Genomic DNA, 24,910 nt, shown 5'->3' on the forward strand with positions numbered 1-24,910 from the left:
TGCATGCATAGATTGGAGTTTCTGGATCTGTCGGCGTTCGTCGAGGTCGCCGAGAATCATTCCTTCAATGAGGCGGCAGAACGGCTGCATATTTCGCAGCCGGCGTTGTCGCGCCGCATCCAGAAACTGGAGGAAATTCTGGGCGCCAAGGTGCTCGAGCGCACCACGCGAAGAAGTCGTTTGACGCCCGTTGGGCGTGATTTCCTGCCCAAAGCCCGCAAGTTGCTCGAAGATTACGAGTCGTCGCTGGTCGGCGTCCGCGAGCTTGCCACCCACCGCAAGGGGGTGCTGACCATCGCCTGCCTGCCCACGGCAGCCTTCTACTTCCTGCCCAGCGTGGTGCGCGAATTCAATACCGCCTATCCCGGTATCCGGATTCGCATCCTGGATGTCAGTGCCAATGAAGGGGTCGAAAGGGTGGTTTCGGGGGAGGCAGACTTTGGTATCAATATGGTCAGTGCCCACCACCCGGCGGTGGATTTCACCTCCATCTATCGTGATCCCTTCGTGCTGGCCCTGCGTCGAGACCATCCTCTTGCACAGAAACAGCGCGTGGAATGGAGCGACCTGGACGATGTGCGCCTGATCACGGTCTCGCGTGACAGCGGCAACCGCATTCTGCTCGACAACACCCTGCTGTCCGCCGGCCTGCATCTGGATGGCTTCTACGAGGTACAGCATCTCTCGACGTCACTGGGTCTGGTCGAGAGCGGGCTGGGCGTCGCCATCCTGCCGTCGATGGCCATGCCGGGGCCGGAACACGAGGTGCTGTGTCAGCGTGAACTGCCCGAACCGCGCATTGACCGCACCATTGGCCTGCTGCGGCGGCGCGGTGAGTCCCTGTCGCCGATCGCGGAACTGTTCATCGAGATTCTGCTCAAGCGCTGGAACTGAGTCGCTCGTCTGGGGCGAAGAGGGGCAAGGCCACAATGGAGAGCAGAGTGGCAGGCACCTCTCGCCAGGGTTGGCGTGGCGTGGTCTAGTACATAAGATGGTTGTGTATAAGACATTCATGTTTCACGGCAAGGCCGATGAAACCGTCTTGATGTCGCGTGGTCAGCTGCCGCCGGGCGCCGGTGAGGGTCTCCTCCTCATCCATTGTCTCTGCGGCCATTGACGACGTGGCGTCTTGCCTAACACAAGGATGTACATGCCCATGAGTACCCGCACAGCCACTCACGCTACCTCTCGTCAGACGGCCCTCGCGCTGGGTCTGGCACTCGGGCTCGGCAGCGCGCTACCTGTCAGCGCAGACGAGCCGATGGCGGCCGATGACACGGGCAAGCGCGCACCGCAGGGTGAACATACCCTCAAGCGTGCCCAGCTGGTCAGCTTGATCGAACAGGGGCGGCAGGAGCTGGCGCCGGACTTCAATGGCTTTCTGACCCAGGTAGCCGAACGCAATTCACAGGACACGGCCGTCAGGGCCGCCATCGAGCAGTATCAGGCTGGTGAGACGCTTGAGGGCGATGCCTTCGTCAACATCTATCGTCTGCTGGGGGTCTACAACCGTCTGCAGTATGGCGATGACGTCCAGGCGCTGCTCAAGGAAATGGTCGCGATCCCGACCGCCAAGGTGGGGGAGAAGCCGCAATTCGAAAACCCGGAAATCGCGCGCTTCGGTGAGTTGATCAAGGCGCGCGCCGAGGCGTTTGGCCTGACATTCCGTAACGTCGACAACCGCGTCTTCGAGGTTGAGCTCGAGGGAACTGGCGATGACGTGTTCGGCATTCTGACCCACGGCGATGTAGTGCCGGCAGGCGAGGAGGGCTGGAGACTCGACGACGGTACCCATCTCGACCCGTTCGCGATGACCGAGATCGACGGCAAGCTCTACGGGCGCGGTACCGAAGATGACAAGGCCTCGATTGCCGCGGCGCTGTATGCCATGAAGTCGCTCAAGGAGAATGAGGTACCGCTCAAGCGCACCATTCGCCTGATGATCGAGACCACGGAAGAGACCGGTGGTGATGGCTTCGAGTACTACAAGGCCAGAAATGACCTGCCGGAATACAACATCGTGCTTGATAGCGGTTATCCGGCGATCACGGCCGAGAATGGTTTCGGCACCATCGATGCGCGCTTCCCCTTGACGCCCAAGGCGGGCGAGGCGTCATCTGATCAGGCAGTCGACGCTCTGCCGACGATCACCGACTTCCAGGGTGGCCTGGCGACCAACCAGATTCCGGAGCGCTCCACCGCCACGCTGCACGCGGCTGACGCAGCGGGCGCCAAGGCGCTCAGCCACAAGCTTGAAACGCTCGGCAGCCGCTACGTCAAGGAGCATGGCCAGAACTTCAGCGTCGCCAGTGAGGTGGAAGGCGAAGAGGTCAGCGTGACGGTGACCGGCAAGTCGGCCCACTCCTCGGCGCCGGCCAACGGCATCAATCCTGTCACACGGCTGGCGGGCCTGCTCGCCACCTCCGGCATCGATTTCCATGACAATGCCTATGAAGATGCCATCCATTACCTGAACGACAACTACGGGCTGGACTATCACGGCAAGCAGCTGGGCATCGCGTATTCCCATGATTTCATGGGGCCGCTCAAGGTGACGCCGACCTTCTTCGCCAGGGAGGACGATGTGCTGCGGGTCGCGGTCAATGTGCGTGCGCCTGCCGGCGAGAAATCACCTGAGGAATTGAGCCAGACGATTCAGGACAAGCTGAGCGCCTATGCCAGCGAGCAGGGCATGGACATGACGCTGAATGTCGAGATTCGCGACTGGATGCTGCGTGATCCCAGCGGTGCCTGGCTGCAGACGCTGCTCAATATCTTCGGGGATACCACCGGCATGAAGGCCGAGCCGCGCTCCTCCGCGGGCAGCACGACCGCCAAGCTGTTGCCCAATGCGATCAACTTCGGCCCGTCCATGCCGGGCGAGACCTATACCGGGCATACCTCCGAGGAGTTCAAGCGGGTCGATAACCTGATGCTCGACATCCAGATGTTCACTGAGATGATGGCGCGTATCGGCAATCAGGATTCGCTCAAGTAACCGGGGCGGCTCACGGGGCCGCGTTCATGTGGATTGCCTTCTGCAGAGCGTATTGAAATAGCCCTGTGAAATAGCCTTTTGAGACAGCCCTTTGAAATAGCCTCTTGCCTGGACGACAGGCATCACAGCCAACGCCCGCCACCGCCCTGATGAAGGGGCAGTGGCGGGCGTTGTCGCATGTGAAGGTCGCCGGTCAGCCAGTGCGGCCGCGATTTCACCTCGGGCGGTAGGGCTCGGCGGGATGCGCGGTAGGGTAGGCATCCATATAGGCAGCGGCGGCCCGCAGCAGTCGCACGTCATCGTGCTTGCCGCCTGCCAGCTGAAAGCCGACGGGCAGCCCCTGAGACGTGAAGCCACAGGGCACTGATGCCGCAGGTTGGCCGCTCAGGTTGAAGGGATAGGAGAACGGCGCCCATTCCTCCCAGTCATGCATCTGGCTATCCGGGGGCACCTGGTGATTCAGTGCGAAGGGGGTGACGGCGACGCTGGGTGTCAGCAACAGGTGAAAGTCCTGATTGAATTGCTCCAGCGCCTGGGTGATCCGGTAGCGCTCCTCGAGTGCCTTGAAGAGATCCAGCGACGACCATTCGCGTGCACACATGGCATTCTCGACCAGCCCGGGGTCGAGCTGTTCACGCTGCTCGGCATCGCAGTCATCCCAGAGCCCCAGCGAGGCGGTGAACCAGATCTTGCGAAACGTCTCGAGGCTTGTCTCGACCGGGGGATCGACCGCCACGATGTCCGCGCCAAGGTTCGCCAGACGCTGTGCGGCGCGCTCCACCAGGCTTGCGATCTCGGGGTCGACCTCGACAGACCCGAAACATGGCGAGTAGGCGATACGCAGTCCTGCCAGCGACTTGCCGATATCCGCGCCCCAATCCTCGGGTTGGCCGCGATTGGCGTAAGGGTCCTGGGCATCGTGACGGCCGATGACATTGAGCATGGCGGCGGCGTCACGGGGGCTGCGGGTCATGGGCCCGATACTGGACAGGAAGGCAGCCTTGGAGGGTGGCCACTGCGGTGTCCAGCCGAAGGTGGGCTTGAAGCCGAAGATGCCACTGAAGGCGGCAGGGATACGGATCGACCCACCGGAATCACCGCCCTGATGCAGCACGCCCAGATTGAGGGCGGCGGCGGTAGCCGCGCCACCGGAAGAGCCACCGGGTGTCAGTTCGGTATTCCAGGCATTGCTGGTGGTGCCATGCACGAGGTTGTCGGTGACGGCCTTCCAGCCGAACTCGGGGGTGTTGGTCTTGCCCAGTAGAATCGCGCCTGCCTCACGCAAGCGCCTGACCGGAGGCGCATCCTGCTGGCATGGCGTAGCCGGTGTGATCAGGGAGCCTGCTCTCGCTGGCATGCCGGCAACATCCGTCAGGCCTTTCAGTGAGGTCGGAATGCCATCGAGCGGACCCAATGGCTTGCCGGCCTGCCATCGCTGCGTGGATTCACGCGCCTCCTTCAGCGCCGTGTCATGCGCGACATGCACATAGGCATTGACGAGCGGGTTGAGTCGCTCGATACGATCGAGCACCGCTCGGGTCACCTGTAGCGGGTCGAACTCACCGCGTTGATACCCGCGTGCCAGTTGCTCGGCGTCCAGCGCCGTCAGGTCATCCTTGGCAGTATGGGGCGAAAGATGTTGAGGAAATTCGACGTCACGCATGGCGGCTCTCCTGCTGCTGGATGGCGATATTATTGTTGAGGACAGTCATCTGTCTCTCCTGCATGGCCTTGGGTCAGTGAGGGGAAACTCAAGGCATCGCGAGGCTTGAAAAGGGCGAAGGAGGGCCGCATGGCCTATGGAGAGTGACAGCAAGCGACATGGTCGAGCTCATGGCAGCCGACCATGGTTCACGATATTCGCCCAGAGGGAGGACAATCATGCCAGCCAAGTCCAAGGCACAGCAGATGGCAGCCGGGGCAGCACTGTCAGCACGTCGTGGCGAGCAGAAGGTCAGCGAACTGGATGGGGCCGCTCGCTCGATGTATGACTCCATGAGTGAGGAGGAGCTCGAGAAGATGGCCTCGACATCACGTGAAGACAAGCCGCGCCACGACAATCAGAGCTGAGCCCTGCGGGATGCCCATTGCGGCTTCCTGACGCGATAGCTGAAACGACAAGGCGCCTGGCAAATGATTGCCAGGCGCCTTGTCGTGGATGCATGTCGTAGATGCATGTCGTTGGTGCGTGTCGTGGCATGTGTCGCTGATGCGCCGCTGGCCTCAGCGGCTGTCGTTCAGGCTCTCATGCGGCGGCTGGTGGGACTCGCTGTCGGGCGGGGTCGGGCCACCGTTGGCCTTGGGGCTGACATCGGGCAGCGGAATCTCGGCGCGCTTCCGGCAGCGCTCTTCGGTGCTGATGCCCAGGCGCTCATCACGGCGCTTCATCAGCTCCTCGTCGATCTGACCGTCACGGGTGAAGGCCATCATCAGCTGCGGGATACCGTAGGGGAAGTCGTCGCGGTCGATCTGCCAGGTGTGGAAGGTCTTGCCGTAGGTGGTGACGAGGTCCTCGAAGTAGCTGCGCTCCGCCAGTTCCGGAATCCCCGGGGCCACCAGGATGCCGGACTTCACTTCATAGTGATGGCTGTGCCAGAGCGGCTTCTCTTCCTCGGGCAGCTGCTCGTAGCGCTCGGCGCTGATGATGTATTCGATCCCGATCAAGCGGGCATCACTGCGATTGGAATCGAAGATCACGCATTGGTGCAGATCATGTTCCAGGTGGATGCAGAAGTGGCTGGCCTCCACCTGACGCCCCATGTCATCGGCGTAATGGTGGAAGCCGTTGAGATAGGTACTCATCGCTTCCATCGGATACTTGCGCTGCATGACCTGCGAGGCCGCATCGAGCACCTGATGCTTCAGCGGATGGCCGCTACTGACCTTGCGAGCACTGTTGAGGCGCCGGCCCAGAAAGAAGGCGGTCGCCGCGGCGGCGCCGGCCAGAAGGCCTGTGCCGAAGCCGGACGAGTGTGAGGGATGTGAGCATGTGCGGGAATGGCGATGACGCATACTTCCTCCTGCATGGGTGTCTTGATAAGGCAAGAATTCCTGTCATGACGTTGCCATTGCAGTGCATTACCCTTGAGCGCGTCAAGTCACCTACCGACAGCCTTGCCTCGTAAAATCCTCGCCCAGGTCTGCTGCAGAGTGTCGGGATTGCTTTTCAGTTTTCTGCCCTCATCAATGAGGGATATCACTTCTTGTGGCCGCTCAATGCCTTGCGCGACAAGGTGTCTTGTTCATCACGTGTTTCGGCCATCTTTTCTCGAATTGGAGCTCGCATGAAGCAACTTATCTTTGATTGTGACGGTGTATTGGTGGATAGCGAGATCATCGCTGATGGCGTGCTCAAGGAAAAACTTCCCGTCTGGCTGCCAGACCTGGGGAGTGCAGAGCAGATCGAGCATGAGCTGGACCGCTGTCTGGGCATGATGACGCGCGATATCCTGCTGGACCTGGAAGCCCGCAGTCAGCACACGCTGCCCGTGGATGCGCTCGACCAGGTACGTCATCTCGTCGATGCCCGCCTGGCCGACTCGCTCAAGGCCATGCCCGGGGTGCGCGAGACGCTGGAGTGGATTCGCGATCAGCGTCTGCCGTTGGCGATCGTGTCCAACAGTTCTGAGCAGCGCATGAAGATCAATCTCGAGAGCTCGGGGCTGCGTGGCATTCTCGATGAGATTGCCGCGGCCAATGGCGACGAGCAGCTGCCGATCTTCACCTCCGATGAGGTCATGAATCCCAAGCCGGCACCGGACCTCTATCTGCTCGCCCTCAAGACGCTGGGACGCTCCGCCGAGGAATGTCTGGTGGTGGAAGACAGCCGCACGGGAATGCAGGCTGCCGTGGCCGCGGGCCTCAAGGTCGTCGGCCATCTGGGCGCCAGCCACATCCCGCCGGGTCACGCCGAGGTGCTGCGGACCACAGGCGCCTGGCAGGTCATGAAGCACTGGGATGAATTCAGCCGCCTGTGCGCTGATGCCGGTTTCGTGGCCAATGAAGAAGCCGTCAGCCAGTGAGGCTCTTTCAAACTCTTCGCGTTCTCGACAGAGCTTGAGCCAGCTGTATTCTGCTGAGAGCTGGCCGGATAGATGACCTTGGATATGGCACAACAACACACAAAAGCCGCCCTCGGCAGGGGCGGCTTTTGTGTGTCTGGGCGGACATCCCCGTGGGGGACTATCTCTCGGGTATCACTTGAAACAGATACGCGTACCCCAGGCGAGCAGTTCTTCCTGATTGAGGCTGCGCGATTCGACCCCGATCATTTCATCTCCCCATTGATCCGCCCAGGTCAGCACGCCGTGGCTGATGCCGCGTGCGCCCATCAAGTCGCGTATCTCACCGGTACCCTTGAACCATAGTGCGCTGTGATCATTGCGCGTCAGGTCCGAGATGCCGTGGCAATGATGGATTCTCACCTTGTAGATGCCATCCAGTGACATGACCTCGACCACCGGCACCATGCCGTGCTGCAGTGCGCGTGCCAGCGACTCGAGTGTCATGCTGGTCTCGTCCTGGTGGGCGAGCGGTTGATCGGCGAGCTGGCTTGGGGGTAGTGGGGTAGCAGGCGACGCGTGGGTGGGGGTCACAGCGGTGCGTGGCGGATGTGTTGCAGTGGTATGTGCAGGCATCGGGAATACCCTCAGTGGGATGTCATGTCGGCGGTGAATCGCGTTTTATAACTATCGTACAAGTAATGTAGAGGTTATCTGGCGATCTCGCCATCGTGACTGGCCAGCTTGCCCGGGACTTCCCGTCTCCCTGCTCCTTCGTCACTGTCCTTCCAGGGCCTGCGCTGTCCCTCCAAGGTCTGCACTGTCCTTTCAAAGCCAGCACTGACCTTTCAAAAGCGGCTTTCTCCTCCCACGCGGAGGCTATGGCCTGGTTGGGGCAAACGCCTACCTGTACAGACGGTGACAAATTTTCCTGTGCTGCTGACGTCGTCTGCCCTTGAAGTTCTGGGGAATCAGGTTCATGTCTAGAAGGCACTGCGAATATTCGTTGGCGATACGCTACTCGTTTCTCGCTGGTGCGCGATCCACCTCACCGCTGTCACAGCTCACAGGGAGTAGCGATTTATGACATCTGGAGGAAAGCGCGTATTCAGCGCGTCGGTCATCATCATTCTGGGGCTGGTCGCATTGGGGGCAGGATTCCCCACCCGTTTCGGTGAATTGGCAGATCAGGCGCTCGGCGCCGTGACCAGCATGTTCGGCTGGTTCTATCTGATATCCGTGTTTGGTTTCGTGATCTTTCTCATCAGTCTCGCGTTGAGCAAGTACGGCAAGATCCGGCTCGGCCCGCAGGATAGCCGGCCTTCCTATACCTTCTTTTCCTGGGTCAGCATGCTGTTGGCAGCAGGGTTTGGCGTCGGCCTGGTGTTCTATGGCATGGCGGAACCCATGCAGCACTATCTGAAGCCGCCGTTCGCCGATATGCCGGGCGAGACGCCCGAGTCTGCGCGCTATGCCATTCAATATGCCTTCTTCAACTGGGGCGTCCATCAGTGGGCTGCCTTCTCGGTGGTCGGCCTGATCATTGCCTATTTCCAGTTCCGCAAGGGACAGGCGGGGCTGGTGTCCTCGGTGCTGTCTTCCGTAACGGCCAAGCATCCCAAGGTGCGCCGCTACGGCCCGGTGCTGGATGTCTTTGCGGTGGTGGCGACCGTGATGGGGGTTGCGACATCGCTGGGCCTGGGCGTGTTGCAGATGAATGGGGGGCTGCACTTCGTCTTCGGCGTGGAAGAAGGCTGGCAATGGCAGTTCATCATCATGGGCGTGATGTTCTGTGCCTACATGGCCTCGACCTGGTCCGGGCTCGACAAGGGCATCAAGCGCCTGTCCAACCTCAACATGAGCATCTGCATCGCGCTGATGCTGTATGTGCTGTTCACTGGCCCAACGCTGGACATTCTCAAGACGATCACCCTGGGCATCGGCGATTATCTGCAGAACTTCATCGGCATGAGCCTGCGCATGTCGCCCTATGACGGCAATGACTGGAACAGCTCCTGGACCGTCTTCTACTGGGCATGGGTCATCGCCTGGTCGCCGTTCGTCGGTACCTTCGTCGCGCGTGTCTCGCGTGGCCGCACCATCAAGGAGTATGTGGTGGGCGTGCTGATCGTGCCGCCGCTGCTGGCGTGCCTGTGGATCGGTGTCTTCGGTGGCGCGGCGATCAACATGGAGCTGGCCAGTGATGTCGGTCTGGCGGCCGCGACGGATGCCAACATCACGTCTGCCTTGTTCGAGATGTTCGACCTGATGCCCTTCAGCAGCGTGCTGTCGGTGGTCGCGATCATGCTGATCTTCATCTTCCTGGTGACCTCAGCCGATTCGGCGTCCTATATCGTGGCGCAGATGACCGACGGTGGCTCGATCAATCCGCCGCTCTACAAGCGTATCGCCTGGGGCGTGCTGATCGCGGCCATCTGCCTGACGCTGATCTCGACGGGCGGTCTCAAGGGCTTGCAGTCAGCCTCGGTACTCTCGGCCTTGCCCTTCACCTTCATCATCTACGGCATGATCGTGGTACTGGTGAAAGAGCTGCGGGCTGATCGTCGCCAGATGCTCAGTCAGCTGTATCGCCGTCATGGTGAGACACCGGTCGGTGCGGATATCTTCGAGGCTGACAGCCTGGCGGAGGAAGATCGCATCCGCCGTGCGCCGGACGTCAAGAATCGTCGCGTGAACCCGCGCGATCATCATTGAGCCGGCTCGAGGCATGAACTTATCGTCATGAACTCATCGCCTTGAGTTTATCGTTTTAAGATCATCGCCTTCAGCTCATGACGTCAATGCGTGGCCTCATGGCAGGCTCAGAACGACAAGACGCCGCTCACAGGACATGTGAGCGGCGTCTTGTCTTGGCAAGCCAGTCAGCGTGAAGTGGCTCACGTCATTGACTGGCGTCTGGCGTCCGGCGGCCGGCGACCTCGGCGAGTATCTCGTAGCTCTTCAGGCGGTCGGCATGCTCATAGAAATCCGAGTTGAACATCAATTCGTCGGCCTGCGTCACCTCCAGCAGATGCTCGAGTTCGCTGCGAATGCGCTCTGGCCCGCCGATGATGGCAGCGGCCAGATTCTGGCCGACCATGGCTTCCTCGCGTGCTGACCAGTCCAGTGTCTCGCGTGGGGGCAGGGCGCGCGTGCTCTTGCCACGGATCAGATTGAGGAATTTCTGTTGCTGGGTGCTGGCCAGGAAACGGGCGCGTTCATCGCTGTCGGCGGCGATCAGGGGCAGGCCGAGCATCACATAGGGCGCATCCAGCACCTCGGAGGGCGTGAAGTTCTCGCGATAGAGCTTGATGGCCTCCAGCATGTAGCCGGGGGCGAACTGACCGGCGAAGGCGAAGGGCAGACCTTTTTTCGCTGCCAGGCGTGCGCTGTAGTCGCTGGAACCCAATAGCCACAGGGGGACATGAGTGCCTTGTCCCGGCATGGCCTTGATGCGCTGACCAGGTGAAGCCTCGCCCAGATACTGCTCGAGTTCGGCCAGCCGCTGGGGGAAGTCATTCACGCCGGCGGAAGGGTCGCGGCGCATCGCCTGCATGGTGATGCCATCGGAGCCCGGCGCGCGGCCAAGCCCGAGATCGATCCTGTCCGGGTAGAGCGTGGCCAGGGTGCCGAACTGCTCCGCCACCACCAGTGGGGGATGGTTGGGTAGCATGATGCCGCCCGAGCCGACCCGCAGGCGGGAGGTCTTGCCCGCCACATGGCCGATCAGCACCGAGGTGGCGGCACTGGCGATGCCATCGATGTTGTGATGCTCGGCCAGCCACAGGCGATGAAAGCCCAGCGCTTCGACATGCTGGGCGAGACTGACGCTATTGTGGAAGGTTTCAGCAACACTGCCGGTATCGCGGATGGGGGCAAGGTCCAGCACCGAGAGTGGGATCGTGCCCAGGCGTGAGGTAGGGGCTGTCGTCATGTGCGCTCCTGATAGCGGATTGGCGTGCAGAGAGCAGCCGGGGCGTGGCCCCTCAAGGGTGTGTGGCTGGTCTGCTGAATGGCGTCCAGCATAGTGGACAGCCGCGTCTCTGACAGCGCCTCGCCCCTTCATTTCACTGTTTCTGATATGGCATATATGAGGCGGTCGATACGTCATGCCATTCACGGTGGTCAGTCACCCTGGGGCAGGTGAAGCCCAGGGCAGGTGAAGTCCAATGCAGGCGAAGCCCGGGGCAGGTAAGGGCCTGCATCGCGCACAGGAGGCGAACATGAACGGTTTGCAGTACAAGCAACGCCTCAAAGGCATGGGGCTCACGTTGATATGCCTGGTGCTCATCGGCCTGGGCGTTGCGATCCAGCGCGACATCATCGTGCTGGAGCGCTGGATACCCGCTCACTATCTCCCGTGGGAGCCACTGCAATTGGAGGACCCGCCCGGCATGGTGACCGGCTGGAAGCTCTCACGCTTGAACGAGAACCCGGCCGCCTGTCGCGCATTTCTCGAGCGGGAAGCCCCGCAACGGGTTTCCTTCCTGCCGGACCGCCCCAGCGACAACGGCTGTGACCTCATAAACAGCGTACGCATGCATTCGGCGTCAGGCGTGAGTGGTGAGCAGGGCGTTCGCTTCAACCAGTCCTTCATTGCCAGCTGCCCGCTGGCGGTGAGCTGGTTGCGCTTCGAGCGCCATGGGCTCAAGTCTGCGGCGCAGGAAGTCATGGGGAGCGAGGTGACGCAAGTGTCCCATGTGGGCAGCTACGCCTGCCGCAACATCTACGGACGAGAGAACGCACGTCGCAGTGAACATGCCACTGCGGATGCGCTGGATGTCACAGGCTTCACGCTGGCGGACGGCCGTCAGGTTCGCCTGCCGCGCGACTGGACGGCGCCCGAGGATGAAGATGCCCCGGGCCGCTTCCTGCGTGCCGTGCAGGACGCCGCCTGTGAGAGTTTCGGTACCGTGCTGGGGCCGGATTACAACGCCGCCCATCGTGATCACTTCCACCTCGGCACGCGGGGCTGGCGATTCTGTCGCTGAGCAATACTTAATGCTGCGTCGGGCAAGAGTGCGGCAATGCGGACATCCGCGCACTCTGTCAGTGGGTCATTATTGGCTCGGCGTGATAAAGGGGACTCATGTTTGCCACGCCTGTCATCATTTGTCGGTGTCGCTGTAGGAGACTCGCGCTTGCATGGGGGGAATTACGCCTGATCACGGGCAGATTCCTCGCATTTATTTGCTTTCACTAATACCCTGCGGGCAAGCATGCCTTCCATGGCATATATCGCGAAAAGCCTCTTGTTCAATGACAGGGAGTCAAGAATGACAGGGATGACGAAGGCGTTATTGGCAGCTTCCATCACCTTCGTGATGGCCGGCTGTACCTCGGTGCAGGTTCAGCCTCTGGAACGCATGTCCTATCTGGATACCGTGTGCATCGAGCGCAATGAAGCCGTGATCGTGCCGGGCTTCCTGAGTGTGATCAAACGGGGCTTCAGTCGCAATGGCTTGAATACGCGAGTCTATGACGCTCCGGTCCCCGGCCATTGTGAAGTGATATTGACGTATACCGCTTTGCGCTCCTGGGACGTCACGACCTATCTGTCACACGCAGAACTCTGGCTCAATGATCCGTATGGCGATGAAATCGCCTATGCGCAATATCATCTTGTCGCAGGGGGCGGCCTGACGTTCTCCAAGTTTGCCGGGGTCGAAACCAAGATGAATCCGGTCATCGATGACTTGCTGGTCAACTACTGAAGCCTCAGCCGTGATGGGCATTCAAGCCATCTGCTTGTACGCCTCACCGGTACGTCATTTCTCGCCATGATGGCGCACTTGATAGCTGGGCCGGCGCTTGTGTCATGCGCCGGCCCCAGCGGAGACTCTCGATCCATCTGGTGTGCTGGAATCTCAGGGTGCCATGCCCATGCCACGGCTGATCGTCGGGGCGCAGCGCTCGGGGTTGATGCTGACCACGCGTAGGCGATGCCCATCGGGAAGCACGCAATCGAGCACCTGCCAGGCACAGCCGGGGGCGCTGCTGCCGTGACTCTCGATCAGATGCGCTCCCTGGGCCTGCCATTGTTCGCGGAAGCGGGCAAAGTCCGTTCGCTCGATCTCAAGCGTCAGCTGGCGGCTGTCGGGTTGCTCGGCACTGCGCTGCAACAGCAATACGCTGGTCTGCTTGTCTCGGCGATGGTTCAGCTCCAGGGTCGCGCTGGTGGCGTTGCGCAACAGGATGGGCAGGGCGAGTGTTTCGGTGAAGAAACGGCAAGCGGCATCGAGGTCGCGCACTTCAAGGATGGCTGGGTGCAGGGAAAGGCGCTGAATCATGGCGAAGCCTCATGGCGTGAGGGGAAGAAGGGGTTGGGGGACTGGCTCAATTGCAGGAGCATGGAGACAGTGTCGTGTTCGTCCGGGTGAGACGCACTTTGAATCTGATGATGGTGGTGATGGCTTTACGCTATCTGGGGCCTTGTCGCGCTCGCGAAGGCCCGGGGCAATCGCTGTGGCAACTTGTCGCATTAGTGGTTTCGCGGGTGTGAATGGTTAGCATCCCTGTCATCGACCCTGCTGCCTTTACCTTCTCTGCAGGCCACGCTGGAGTGTTCATGTCGCCGCGCAAGCTGATCCTGATGGGACTCAGTGCTTTTGCCCTCGTCATTATCGCGTTGATCACGGGGCTTTCTGCCTCGCATCAACCGCGTGATGCGTGGCCGACGACGCTCGAGCTGCCTTCCACGCGGGGACTGCTGCACGCGGACACCCTGTCTCGGGGGGAAGCGGGTCACCTGAGCGTGCTGATTCCCGGCTTTACGCATTGCCCGGACATCTGCCCGTTGTCGCTTGCCCGGCTGCAGATGGCCTGGCAACGCCTTGACGAGACTTCACGTGCGCATCTGCATCCGATGTTTCTGACGCTGGATCCGGCGCGCGACACCCTGCCCGTGCTGTCACGTTATCTGTCTGCCTTCAGCCTGCCGGTGACCGGCCTTCGCCTCCCGTCACAGGACGACACGCGGCTGGAGGAATTCACCCAGCGCCTCGGTATCCAGTTTCAGCGGCGAGAATCCGAGCAGAGTCATCCCCCTGAACACGCGCAAGCGCAGGCGTCGGCCGGCGAGGCCGATTACATGATCGACCACAGCGTGGCGATCTTCGTGATCGATGAGCAGGGTCGGCTGCGTGACACCCTGCCGCTCAGTCAGACGCCTGCGCAACTTGCCGATCGACTGACGTTCCTGCTCCAGACCGTGGCCGCAGCGACGTCTTCTGACAGTGTTGCGACCGTCAACACGAGCGAAAACGCGAACGTGCCGGCCACGGGGGACGCATGACAGTGACTTGTCCCTCGACTCGCCACGCCAGGCGTGAATCCGTCTCCTATCATCGCGCCCTGTCGCGCCTGACTGCGGCCAATGGGCATGTCGTCTTCGTGATGCTGATCGCGTTGGCCGCCATGCTGGTCATGCCGCTGGCGGCCCCGCGTGTGGTGATGGTCAACGACCATGCCGTCTTCGAGAGCGTTGGTACCGGGCGTTGGGTGAGTGCCGATAGCGACTGGATAATCCGCGCCGCTCGCGAAAGCGGTTCGCAGGCGCAGATCACCCACAGTTCCGCTGCCTCGGATTGTCCGTTGGCCAGCATGGCGGCCTTCACGCTGGCATTGGTCGCCGTTGCCCTGTTGCTGGCGTTGGGGCGGTTGTCTCGCGACGCGGCCCCGCGTCCCTGCCTTGTCGCGTTTCGCGACATCAATGTCTATCTGCGTCCGCCCGGGCGCGCGCCACCCCACGATTCCCTCGCGCCATGAATTGCTGGGCCACCTCGCGGTGGCTCTCCATAGTGTTCGGTGACCTCACGTTGACCGGCGGACAAAGCATCCGTCGCGCGTCGTGGCACCTGTCGATGGGTAATCGAGATGAGTTCAACAACCAATACCGACTCCGCGGGTCGCGCCGCTCGCGGTTTCAGCGATATCTACCGTGCCGTGTGGCGCTGGCATTTCTATGCCGGCCTGCTGGTGCTGCCTTTCCTGACCTTGCTGGCTGTCACCGGCGGTCTCTATCTGTTCCGTGAAGAGATCGACCACTTCGTGCATGCCGACCTGATGAAGGTCAACACGCCGGTGGTGCAACAGGCCAATGGCCAGGCACAGGCGAGTGTCCCGCTGAGCGAGCAGGTGCGTGTCGCCGTGCAAAGTCTGCCCGGCAAGGCCGTGCGTGTCGTGCCGCCTGCGGCTAGTGACTTGACCACGGAAGTCGATATCGTGGCAGCCGATGGCAGTGGCAAGCAGGCGGTCTACGTCAATCCCTACAGCGGTGAAGTGCAGGGGCAGATGGCCTACCGTGACAGCATCATGTGGACGGTGCGCAATCTGCACAGCCTCGCCATCACCGGCCCCATCGGCAATGCCGCGATCGAGATCGCTGCCGGCTGGAGCATCCTGCTGGTACTCAGCGGCCTGTATCTGTGGTGGCCGCGGGGCCAGAAGGGTGGCGTCGTCACGCTGCGTACCACGCCTGCGCGTCGACTGTGGTGGCGTGATTTGCATGCCGTGTGTGGCATCTTCGCCGCTGGTTTCATCCTGTTTCTCGCCGTGACTGGCATGCCGTGGTCAATGGTGTGGGGTGCCAAGGTCAACGAGTTGGCCAACGGGCATAACTTCGGGTATCCCGATGGCGTGCGCGTGAATACGCCGATGTCGGATACCCGTCTGGTGGACCAGGAGCGGACGACCTGGTCGCTCGAACAGGCCGTTATCCCGTTATCTTCCTTGCCGGCTGCAGCGACAAGCCATGTCGTGGACGAGGGAGAGCATGCCGGGCATGGCGGTGGTAGCACCAAGTCTGGTGTCGATAAGTCATCCGGCGCTGCGGCCGTGCCGCTGAGCGCCGCCGCGATTGCCCATGCCGATATCGGCCTCGATCAGGCTGAGCGCATCTTCGCTCGCGAAGGCCTGGCACCGGGCTATGCCATCAACCTGCCGGGCTCGCCGCAGGGCGTCTACACCGGCTCCATCTATCCGGATGCGCTGGAGCGCCAGCAGGTGGTGCATGTGGATCGCTATTCCGGCGATGTGCTGCTGGACATGCATTACGCCGATTATGGCCCGCTGGGTCGAGCGCTGGAGTGGGGCATCAATGTTCACCTGGGGCAGCAGTACGGGCTGATCAACCAGCTGGTGCTGGTACTGGCCTGTATCGCGATGGTGATGATGAGCGTCGGTGCGGGCGTGATGTGGTGGAAGCGTCGTCCGGTGGGCGGTATCGGTATCCCGCCGCTGCCCAAGGAGCGCAAGCGAATCGCCGGTGTCTGGGGCTTGATGATGATCATCGGTGTCATCTTCCCGCTGGTCGGCCTCTCGCTGATCGTGATGGGGCTGCTGGATTGGCTGTGGATTCGCGCCACGCACAAGCGAGGGGATGACCTGCAGGAGGCCAGCGCATGACACTGTCTCTCGCCAATTTCCCGATTCGTGCGCGTCGTTTGTCATCGCCAGTGAGCGCATCGCGTGGTCGTCTGCCCATGGCCATTGCCGCCGCGATCGCGGGTAGTGGCACGCTGCCGGTTTACGCCGATGCTGACACCACCAGCGTATTGCCGTTGATCCGTATCGAGGCTCAGGCGCCCATGGCCAGCCCCGTCCACGACGTGCATGCGGGGCATGCCAAGGGCGACATGGACCTTGGCGAACAGCTGCGCGAGGTCAATGGTGTCAGTGGCTCGCGCTTGGGTAGTCACGGTGTTTCGGCCATCTTCCGTGCGCAGGGCGGTGAGCGCCTCATCCAGGAGGTGGATGGCGCATCGCTTTATCCCGCCTGTCCGGGGGGCATGGACACCACACTGGGTTACGCCACTGCCGGCAGTCAGTCGGACCTCACGCTTTACAAGGGCGCGCAGACCGTCAGTCGCGGCCCCAACTTTGCCGCGGGCAGCATCGAGGTGACGCGTCAGACGCCCTCGCGCAGCGATGATGATGGCGTCCAGGGTACCTTGGGGGCTGGCTGGCGCAGCAATGATGACGCCACCAGCGAGACTCTGTCACTGACCGCCAAGCAGGGCGATTTCTGGGCCGCACTGGACTTCGAGCATTCCGAGCGCAACAACTACGAGGATGGCAATGGCGATACTCAGTCAGGCGCGTATCGCAGCGACAATGGCAGTATCCGCATTGGCGCCTTCGCCACCGAGGATGTCGCCATCGAGGCGGGTGTCGCCGTGGTGCGCATCGATGATGCCCTGTATCCCACCATGGATGCGCCACGCAGCGATATGGACCGCCAGTATCTCAAGCTGACCATCGACAACGTCGGGCCGTTCTCGCACACCGAGACACAGGTCAACCATGCTCGCGTCGTGCACGACATGGATAACGTCACCCTGCGTGACTTTGATGATTCCAGCGCCAACTCGATGAGCATGGACATGAGCTCGGGCATGGATATGAGCTCAGATATGGACATGAGCGACATGGCCATGTTCTCCAGCGCGACCACCGAGACCTGGTATGCCAGCACCCAGGGCGATATTCCGCTGACTGTCGGCGGACATGACGCGATATTGACGCTGGGTGCCGATGCCGAACGGCTCGAGAGCAATACCAACTCCCGGATGGGCATGTCACTGGATAGCCTGTCGGATAGCCAGACCTGGCCGGATGTCGTGCGGACGCGCGGTGGGGTATTCGCGGAACTGGATACCATCCTTGATGCCGACAACCGACTCGTGACCGGTGCGCGCTATGACGTCTCCATCAGTGATGCGCGAGATGCCAATGAGGTGGTGGGTAGCAATGCCTCGGCCATCTCCGCCTGGCGTGCCCAGTATGGCGATGATGTTGACGCCAAACAGCGTGATGGCGAACTCAGTGCACTGGCGCGTCTGGAGCATCGCGTCAATGAGGCGGTGAAAGGCTATGCGGCGCTCAGTCGCAGCGTACGCTTCCCGACGGCCAGTGAGCGCTATTACAACCGCCAGTCCGACTCCGATGGTTGGTTGGGTAATCCAGAGCTTGATCCCGAGATCCATCAGCAGCTCGAGCTTGGGGTGGCGGTCAGGCAGGGCGCCTGGCGTTATTCGGCGGACACCTACTACAACCGGGTGCATGACTGGATCGAGCTGACCGAAGGCGACTCGCTGACCACCTACGACAATGTCGAGGCCGAGATCTACGGTATCGAGCTGGAAGCCAGTTGGCGGCAACACGGCTGGCGGCATTCCGCAGGCGTTGCCGCCACGCACGGCACCAACCTGAGCGATGGGACGCCCCTGTCACAGGTCGCCCCCTTCAATGGCTATCTGGCGACACGCTATGACGCGGATCGTTGGTGGGCAATTGCCCGATTCGATGCGGCCGCACGTCAGTCGCGTATTTCCGACAGTGAAGACGCGACGGCAGGCTTCGGCATCGTCGGCCTGGAGGGCGGGTACCATGTCACTGACGCCATCGAGTTGAGCGCCGGCATCTCCAATCTGTTCGACAAGGCCTACGCCTACCACGTCAATCGCTTCTACGACGATCCGTTGCAGGGCGATGTACAGGTCAATGAGCCGGGGCGTATCTTCTGGACGCACGCCAGCTGGAGCTTCTAAGACTCGCACCCTCTCAATAGTGAGCGCTGGTCGCCGCTATTCGTTAGAACGCAAGAAGCCCGCCATCGGTCATGTCACCGGTGGCGGGCTTCTTGTATTACGAGCGGGCTCGAATGCTTTCAGCGCTCGCAACTCATCTCTCGAACCTTCAGGCGCGGCCGACGTGCTCGCGCAGGTGCGTGCGGTAGGCCTGGGTGTAGGCTGCCAGGTCAGGATTCTTGATCACATCAGTGGCCAGGTAGGTCGGCAGGGCCGTCATACCGAGGAATTCCATCGCCTTGTGCACCGGGAAGTAGACGCCATCGATGCCCTTGCCCTCGAAGAAGTTGCCTTCTTCATCAAAGGCCTCAAGTGGCGCATTCCAGGTCAGTGACAGCATGTACTGGCGACCCTGCATCAAGCCGCCAGTGCCGTAGCCCTGGGTCGGGCTGGTGCGATGACGACCATCGCTGGCATACAGAGAGCCGTGGCCCTCAGTCAGGATGTCATCGAGATACTTCTTCACGGTCCACGGCAGACCCATCCACCAACCTGGGGTCTGATAGATGATCAGGTCCGCCCACAGCTGCTTCTCGATGTCCGCTTTGGCCTCGAAGCCTTCCTCGATGACGGTTTCACGCACTTCATGACCCAGCTCGGCCAGCTCACCGCGCGCCAGCTCATGCAGCGTCGCGTTCAGCTCGCCATTGGAATGAGCAAAGGCCTTGCCGCCGTTGATCAGTAGAATCTTCATGCCGGGTACTCCACAACTGTTGGCTTTTCAGCAATGGCGCACAGCATGAGCGTTCGCAAGTCATTGATAAAGCGGCACTGGCGTAAAACACCTTTGCTGTAGGTGCAACAATCCGATCAGGTTGCGCGCGATATCTACGCATTCACTCCCTTCATGCCTTCTGCGGTATGAGCGCCCAGGAAAGGGATTGTATTGCTGATGGTTGGGGCACTCGGAATTGCGCTCAGAGCTTTCGGCCAAGCTCACTAACGCAACCGCTTCAATTCCTGCCAGTTGGTGGTGTAGCGGGCGCTGCGGTGGGCGCAGCGCAGTTGCCAGGCGGCGTCGGGGCGAGCGACGCCCAGGCGCACGGTGCCGCGGCCCATCTTCTGATTCATGGCGTCCAGTGTCGCCATCAGCTGCTGACTGCGTTCACGCCTGGCGATATCCGCTTCGTCGTCGAGCAACGAGAGTTGCTCGCGTGGCTGGTCGATGAGGTCGAGCAGCATCACGCCAGCCTTCATGAAGCGATAACCGCGCAGGTAGATATGCTCCAGCGCCTGTTGCGCGGCGGCGAGTATCTCGCGGCTGTCATTGGTGGGGGCGGGCAGCTCGACGATGGTGCTGGGTGAGTATTGCGGCAGGTCGGGTCGGTGACGATTGCTCTTGAGGAAGACCAGCACGGCGCGTGTCAGGCTGCCTTGATGGCGCAGTTTCTCTGCGCTGCGTTGGGCATGCTGGCGGATGGCGTCCCTGAGTTCATTCAAGTCACCGGTCATGCGCCCGAAGGAGCGCGAGGTCATGATGCGCTGGCGGGCGTCATCGGCATCATTCATCTCGAAGCAGGGCGTGCCTTGCAGTTCGCGTGCGGTGCGTTCCAGTACCACGGAGTACCGCTGGCCGATGGCGCGCGGGTCGGCGCAGCGCAGGTCCCAGGCAGTGTGCAGGCCTTGCAGTGCCAGGCGTTCGACCAGTCGCCGGCCCACGCCCCAGACATCGCCCAGTGGCGTATCGGCCAGCAGGCGCTGGGTGCCGACTTCATCTGGTTCCAGCACGCAGACACCGCCGAATTCCGGACGCTTCTTGGCAGCGCGATTGGCCAACTTGGCCAGCGTTCGAGTTGGCGCGACCCCGACACATACGGGAATGCCGGTGAACTTGCGGACATTGCGGTGCAGGGTGCGGCTCAACGTCAGCATCGAGTTGCGATCAAAGCCATCGAAACGCACGAACATCTCATCGATGGAGTAGGGCTCGACCCCGGCGGAATATTCCTCCAGCACCTCTCGCACGCGCGCCGACATGTCGCCATACAGCTCATAGTTGGAGGAGAGCAGGTGGATGCGCCCCTCACGGACGAGTGGCTGTAGCTGGAAGGCGGGGGTGCCCATCTCCACGCCCAGCGCCTTGAGTTCGTTGGAGCGCGCGATCACGCAGCCGTCATTGTTGGACATCACGCCGACAGGGCGGCCCTCCAGGCGCGGGTCGAACACTCGCTCGCAGCTGGCGTAGAAGTTGTTGCAGTCCACCAGTCCGATCATCGGCGTATTCATACCGCGTATTCGTGGATGACGGAACGCACCACCCCCCAGACCTGGCATTCGAGGTCGAAGATCGCGACCGGCGGATACAGAGCATTGCCGGAACTCAGGTAGGGGCGCTGACCGATCAGCTCATAACGCTTGACCACCACCTCACCCTCGACCAGTGCCACCACGATATGCCCGGGACGGGCATCGATGGAGCGGTCTACCACCAGGGTGTCGCCCTCATAGATGCCGAAGCCTTCCATGCTGTCACCCGCCACCGTCATGAAGAAGGTCGCTGCCGGGCGCTTTATCAGCCGCTCGTTGAGGTCCAGCGTACGCCCCGCGTAATCCTCGGCCGGCGAGGGGAAGCCTGAAATGCCAGCGCGCCCCGTGATGTGAGGGTGCGGCAGTGCACAGGGCTCCGGCGCTGGATGAGGGCGAGCCAGCGAGGCGTGGGACGGTTGAGCGGCAGATACGGTCATGGGTGGGGTCTCCTTTCGATACTGTATTCATATACAGTATCGGCGCTGAGAAGCCCTCAGGCAACCGATAATCCCTGCGAGTGCTGCACATTCACGAGACGCAGATCAGATGAAGTGCACCTGTGTTCAATGGTGGACGGCAGGTAAAGCTGCTAGCAGAAAAAATTTCCCGGTAGGCCTCGCGTTTGCGTTTGCCTGATATCCGCCTTACCTTCGTTATTCCTTATATAACAATATTAGAGGTGGAAAATGCGGCTTCCGATGTTGGCGGTGGGTTTGGCATGCGGTATGTGCAGTGCCAGTGCGCAAGCGGCGGACTATCAGGATGTGCAGGATGCCGTCGAGCAACAGCGAGCGCCTCTGCTGGAGACGCTGGAATCACTGGTCAACGTGGATTCGGGAACGGGCTACCGTGAAGGCTTGAATGACGTTGAGGCAATGCTGACCCAGCATCTCGAAGCGCTTGGCGCACAGGTGGAAACGCACCCTGCCAAGACCTATGGCGGCAATACGATTGTCGGTCGCCTGCAGGGAGATGGCAGTCGCAAGATCATGTTGATGATTCACTACGACACCGTCTTCGATGAAGGCGCCGCCACGAAGCGTGCCTTCCGTATCGAGGATGGGCGTGCCTATGGCCCGGGCGTGGGCGATGCCAAGGGTGGCGCAGCTGTTATTCTGCACAGTCTCGAGGCGCTGAAGTCGCTCGGGTTTGATGACTATGGCCAGGTGACGGTTGTCTTCAATCCTGATGAGGAGAAGGGCTCGCCGGGCTCGCATGACCTGATTCATGAGCTATCGGCAGATCAGGATGCCGTGCTGGTATTCGAGCCTACCTTCGCTGACCCGGGAGTTGATGCCGTCACCGTCGTCACCAAGGGCATCAACTATGCGTTTCTCGAGGTGAAGGGCCGTGCCTCCCATGCCGGTGGCGCACCAGAGGAAGGGCGCAACGCCATCATGGAGCTGTCTCATCAGCTGCTGCAGTTGAATGAGCTTGATGATGCGGACAAGGAGACGACGCTCAACTGGACGATCGTCGAGGGTGGCGTCAAGCGCAACGTGATTCCGGAGCATGCCAGGGCGGAAGGTGATATGCGCTACTTCGATAGCAGCGAGTATCAGCGTGTCCTGGAAGAAGCGCAGGCCATCACGAAGAACCAGTTGATCGATGATACCGAAGTGGAGTTTCACCTAGAGAAGGGGCGTCCGCCGCTGCCTGACAACCCGCAGAGTCAGCAGCTGGCCGAGCAGGCCCAGAAGATCTATCAGGAGTTGGGGCAGACACTGCAAGCGGTCGAGATCGGTGGCGGCACCGATGCGGCCTACGCCTATCATGCAGATTCCGATAAACCGGCAGTGCTCGAATCCCTGGGTCTCGTCGGCGGCGGCTATCACAGCGATCAGGAGTTCGTGCTGGTCGATAGCGTCGTGCCACGCCTTTACCTGACGACGCGCATGATCATGCAATTGTCCGAGGATCAGCCGCAGGAGTGAAACCGGGGTTGTAGCGGTAAATGATATGCCGTCATGACAGCAAGCCCGATAAAAAAGCCCGGCCTCCTGGAGGTCGGGCTTTTTTGGGTCTTTCCCAATGCTGTTCTGTCTATCAGCCCGCCGGGCTCAGGATGCGGATATCGCCATCGGCGATCCAGTCACCGGCGTTGTCGCGGAAGCGCTGCATGTGTTCGGTCTCACGGTGGGCCTGCAGCGCATCGTGGGATTCCCAGGCTTCCACCACGGTGATGGTGTCGGGGCGTGGGTCGTTGTCCTTGTCGGCGGCGCGTTCGGAGTCCAGGCACGGGTGGTAGGCGTGGCAGCCATCTTCCTCGCGCACGGTGGGCGCGACGGCGCAGAGTTCATTGAAGACATCCTGAACGTGGCCTTCCTTGGCGGTAACGGTGGCGATTACCCAGATCATCTTGGCTCCTTGTGACGGTGCTGACCGCCGATGTTGTCGGGATTCTCGTGATGAGATGTCCTGACTATGTGGAGCCGTTTCTGGCCACTGCAAGGGGCAGGGGCTGACTGCCGGCATGACCCTGCATGATTAGCACATGAAAGCGCCGGACAGCAGGGCTGTCCGGCGCAGTTGTCATCAGACGATGATCCGCGTTCGTGATGGATCAGAAAGCGAAGGCGATGGATCAGGACGGGAAGGCGAACTGGGCGCCTTCACGCAGACCGGCGGAAGGCCAGCGCTGGGTGATGGTCTTGCGGCGAGTGTAGAAGCGCACCGCATCCGGGCCGTAGGCGGACAGATCGCCGAACAGCGAGCGCTTCCAGCCGCCGAAGCTGTGATAGGCAACCGGTACCGGCAGCGGCACGTTGATGCCGACCATGCCGACCTGGATGTGATCACTGAAGTAGCGGGCGGCTTCGCCATCACGGGTGTAGATGCAGGTGCCGTTGCCGTATTCGTGATCATTGATCAGCTGCATGGCGGCTTCCATCGAATCGGCGCGCACGACCAGCAGCACCGGGCCGAAGATCTCTTCCTGGTAGCAGGTCATCTCCGGGGTGACGCCATCGATCAGGGTGCCGCCGACGAAGAAGCCGTTCTCGCCGCCTTCGACCTGCGGATTGCGGCCATCGACCACCACCGTCGCGCCTTGCTGCTCGGCGCTGTCGATGTAGCCGACCACCTTGTCACGATGGGCCGCGGTGATCAGCGGGCCGAAATCATTGCCCTTGTCGCTGTAGATGCCGACCTTGAGGCCTTCCATCTGCTGCTTCATCTGCGCGATCAGCTTGTCGGCGGCGTCATCGCCCACGGCCACCGCGACGGACAGTGCCATGCAGCGCTCACCGGAGGAGCCGAAGGCGGCGCCATTCAGTGAGTTGGCCACGTATTCCATGTCGGCGTCCGGCATCACGATGGCGTGGTTCTTGGCGCCACCGAGGGCCTGACAGCGCTTGCCGTTGGCTGCGGCGCGGCTGTAGATGTATTCAGCGATCGGGGTGGAGCCGACGAAGCTGACCGCCTGAATGCGCGGGTCGTCCAGCAGCGTATCGACGGCTTCCTTGTCGCCATTGACGACATTCATGACGCCGGCCGGCAGACCGGCCTCCATCAGCAGCTCGGCGATGAACAGCGTGGAGGTCGGGTCGCGCTCGGAGGGCTTGAGGACGAAGGTATTGCCGCAGGCGATCGCCATCGGGTACATCCACAGCGGCACCATGGCCGGGAAGTTGAACGGCGTGATGCCGGCAACCACGCCCAGCGGCTGGAATTCACTCCAGGAATCGATGCCCGGGCCGGTATTGCGGCTGTGCTCGCCCTTGAGCAGTTCCGGGGCGCTGCAGGCATATTCGACATTCTCGATGCCGCGCTGCAATTCGCCCAGCGCATCGTGACAGATCTTGCCGTGCTCCTGACCGATCAGGCGGGCGATCTCGTCGGCATGTTCTTCCAGCAGCTGCTTGAAGCGGAACATCACTCGGGCGCGCTTGATCGGCGGCGTGTTGCGCCACTCCGGGAAGGCGGCCTCGGCGGCCGCGATGGCTTCCTCGACCGTCGCCTTGCTGGCCAGGCGCACCTGACCGCCGACTTCGCCGGTGGAGGGATTGAAGATGTCCTGGGTACGGCCTTCGCTGTGATCGATGTTGCCGTTGATGAGGTGTCCGAGCGTCTTCATT

The 24,910-nt window shown here is 61.4% G+C and carries 22 protein-coding genes; 12 read left to right on the forward strand and 10 right to left on the reverse strand.

All coding sequences use genetic code 11. The features are described from left to right. Positions 1 to 3: 3 nt before the first annotated feature. A complete protein-coding gene (locus tag LCW13_RS07515) occupies positions 4 to 894 on the forward strand; it encodes a LysR family transcriptional regulator (RefSeq protein ID WP_043332186.1) in 891 nt (296 codons plus the stop codon). 262 nt (positions 895 to 1,156) lie between these two features. After that, positions 1,157 to 2,998, forward strand: a complete 1,842-nt coding sequence (locus LCW13_RS07520) for a dipeptidase (protein WP_225347943.1) — start codon at positions 1,157 to 1,159, stop codon at positions 2,996 to 2,998. 214 nt (positions 2,999 to 3,212) lie between these two features. Here the strand turns inward: LCW13_RS07520 and LCW13_RS07525 are convergent, their stop codons facing one another. Next, positions 3,213 to 4,661, reverse strand: a complete 1,449-nt coding sequence (locus LCW13_RS07525) for an amidase (protein ID WP_225347944.1) — start codon at positions 4,659 to 4,661, stop codon at positions 3,213 to 3,215. Between the two features lie 218 nt (positions 4,662 to 4,879). Here LCW13_RS07525 and LCW13_RS07530 point away from each other — a divergent pair, with 218 nt between their 5' ends. Then, positions 4,880 to 5,068, forward strand: coding sequence for a DUF3008 family protein (locus tag LCW13_RS07530; RefSeq protein WP_043332182.1), 189 nt, complete (start codon positions 4,880 to 4,882; stop codon positions 5,066 to 5,068). 153 nt (positions 5,069 to 5,221) lie between these two features. On the opposite strand, the gene LCW13_RS07535 is transcribed toward LCW13_RS07530, so the two are convergent. Next, complete coding sequence (locus LCW13_RS07535) at positions 5,222 to 6,010, reverse strand: OBAP family protein (protein ID WP_225347945.1); 789 nt, start codon at positions 6,008 to 6,010, stop codon at positions 5,222 to 5,224. A gap of 272 nt (positions 6,011 to 6,282) precedes the next feature. Here LCW13_RS07535 and LCW13_RS07540 point away from each other — a divergent pair, with 272 nt between their 5' ends. Continuing rightward, entirely contained in the window at positions 6,283 to 7,020 is a 738-nt protein-coding gene (locus LCW13_RS07540) for an HAD family hydrolase (protein WP_225347946.1), read from the forward strand. 174 nt (positions 7,021 to 7,194) lie between these two features. Here LCW13_RS07540 and LCW13_RS07545 read toward each other — a convergent pair whose 3' ends face one another. Beyond that, positions 7,195 to 7,506, reverse strand: a complete 312-nt coding sequence (locus tag LCW13_RS07545) for a hypothetical protein (protein WP_043332181.1) — start codon at positions 7,504 to 7,506, stop codon at positions 7,195 to 7,197. Between the two features lie 576 nt (positions 7,507 to 8,082). Between LCW13_RS07545 and LCW13_RS07550 the strand changes: the two genes are divergently transcribed. Next, positions 8,083 to 9,714: a BCCT family transporter gene (locus LCW13_RS07550; protein ID WP_054555939.1), complete on the forward strand. Its 1,632-nt coding sequence runs from the start codon at positions 8,083 to 8,085 to the stop codon at positions 9,712 to 9,714. 187 nt (positions 9,715 to 9,901) lie between these two features. Here LCW13_RS07550 and LCW13_RS07555 read toward each other — a convergent pair whose 3' ends face one another. Further along, the gene (locus LCW13_RS07555; protein ID WP_225347947.1) at positions 9,902 to 10,933 is read right to left on the reverse strand and encodes an LLM class flavin-dependent oxidoreductase; all 1,032 of its coding nucleotides are present in this window, start codon (positions 10,931 to 10,933) and stop codon (positions 9,902 to 9,904) included. A gap of 289 nt (positions 10,934 to 11,222) precedes the next feature. Here LCW13_RS07555 and LCW13_RS07560 point away from each other — a divergent pair, with 289 nt between their 5' ends. Beyond that, positions 11,223 to 11,990, forward strand: a complete 768-nt coding sequence (locus tag LCW13_RS07560) for an extensin-like domain-containing protein (protein WP_225347948.1) — start codon at positions 11,223 to 11,225, stop codon at positions 11,988 to 11,990. Positions 11,991 to 12,275: 285 nt separating this feature from the next. After that, positions 12,276 to 12,713: an Sbal_3080 family lipoprotein gene (locus tag LCW13_RS07565; RefSeq protein WP_131431883.1), complete on the forward strand. Its 438-nt coding sequence runs from the start codon at positions 12,276 to 12,278 to the stop codon at positions 12,711 to 12,713. Positions 12,714 to 12,866: 153 nt separating this feature from the next. Here the strand turns inward: LCW13_RS07565 and LCW13_RS07570 are convergent, their stop codons facing one another. After that, entirely contained in the window at positions 12,867 to 13,289 is a 423-nt protein-coding gene (locus LCW13_RS07570; protein WP_043332174.1) for a VOC family protein, read from the reverse strand. Positions 13,290 to 13,567: 278 nt separating this feature from the next. Here LCW13_RS07570 and LCW13_RS07575 point away from each other — a divergent pair, with 278 nt between their 5' ends. The 4 genes from LCW13_RS07575 (at position 13,568) to LCW13_RS07590 (ending at position 18,548) form a co-directional block, all read left to right on the forward strand. After that, entirely contained in the window at positions 13,568 to 14,293 is a 726-nt protein-coding gene (locus LCW13_RS07575; RefSeq protein ID WP_225347949.1) for an SCO family protein, read from the forward strand. Next, on the forward strand, positions 14,290 to 14,766 hold the full coding sequence (locus LCW13_RS07580) for a hypothetical protein (RefSeq protein WP_225347950.1): 477 nt from the start codon (positions 14,290 to 14,292) through the stop codon (positions 14,764 to 14,766). Before LCW13_RS07575 ends, LCW13_RS07580 begins: the two co-directional genes overlap by 4 nt. 108 nt (positions 14,767 to 14,874) lie before the next feature. Further along, complete coding sequence (locus LCW13_RS07585) at positions 14,875 to 16,404, forward strand: PepSY-associated TM helix domain-containing protein (protein ID WP_225347951.1); 1,530 nt, start codon at positions 14,875 to 14,877, stop codon at positions 16,402 to 16,404. Continuing rightward, positions 16,401 to 18,548: a TonB-dependent receptor domain-containing protein gene (locus tag LCW13_RS07590; protein WP_225347952.1), complete on the forward strand. Its 2,148-nt coding sequence runs from the start codon at positions 16,401 to 16,403 to the stop codon at positions 18,546 to 18,548. Before LCW13_RS07585 ends, LCW13_RS07590 begins: the two co-directional genes overlap by 4 nt. Positions 18,549 to 18,696: 148 nt before the next feature. Here LCW13_RS07590 and LCW13_RS07595 read toward each other — a convergent pair whose 3' ends face one another. The 3 genes from LCW13_RS07595 to LCW13_RS07605 form a co-directional block, all read right to left on the reverse strand. Beyond that, a complete protein-coding gene (locus tag LCW13_RS07595) occupies positions 18,697 to 19,281 on the reverse strand; it encodes an NAD(P)H-dependent oxidoreductase (protein WP_225347953.1) in 585 nt (194 codons plus the stop codon). Positions 19,282 to 19,526: 245 nt separating this feature from the next. Further along, positions 19,527 to 20,801, reverse strand: a complete 1,275-nt coding sequence (locus LCW13_RS07600; RefSeq protein ID WP_225348123.1) for a Y-family DNA polymerase — start codon at positions 20,799 to 20,801, stop codon at positions 19,527 to 19,529. Between the two features lie 8 nt (positions 20,802 to 20,809). Continuing rightward, positions 20,810 to 21,271, reverse strand: a complete 462-nt coding sequence (locus LCW13_RS07605) for a LexA family protein (protein WP_043332158.1) — start codon at positions 21,269 to 21,271, stop codon at positions 20,810 to 20,812. A 288-nt stretch (positions 21,272 to 21,559) separates the two neighbouring features. On the opposite strand from LCW13_RS07605, the gene LCW13_RS07610 reads away from it, so the two are divergent. Next, entirely contained in the window at positions 21,560 to 22,768 is a 1,209-nt protein-coding gene (locus tag LCW13_RS07610) for a glutamate carboxypeptidase (protein ID WP_225347954.1), read from the forward strand. 112 nt (positions 22,769 to 22,880) lie between these two features. Here the strand turns inward: LCW13_RS07610 and LCW13_RS07615 are convergent, their stop codons facing one another. Together LCW13_RS07615 and LCW13_RS07620 are read right to left on the reverse strand one after the other, a co-directional pair. Continuing rightward, entirely contained in the window at positions 22,881 to 23,192 is a 312-nt protein-coding gene (locus tag LCW13_RS07615) for a putative quinol monooxygenase (RefSeq protein ID WP_043332154.1), read from the reverse strand. 226 nt (positions 23,193 to 23,418) lie between these two features. Next, positions 23,419 to 24,909: a CoA-acylating methylmalonate-semialdehyde dehydrogenase gene (locus tag LCW13_RS07620; protein ID WP_043332153.1), complete on the reverse strand. Its 1,491-nt coding sequence runs from the start codon at positions 24,907 to 24,909 to the stop codon at positions 23,419 to 23,421. Between the last annotated feature and the right edge of the window lies 1 nt (position 24,910).

This window comes from Cobetia amphilecti, assembly GCF_020217465.1.
Classification (GTDB): Bacteria; Pseudomonadota; Gammaproteobacteria; order Pseudomonadales; family Halomonadaceae; genus Cobetia; species Cobetia amphilecti.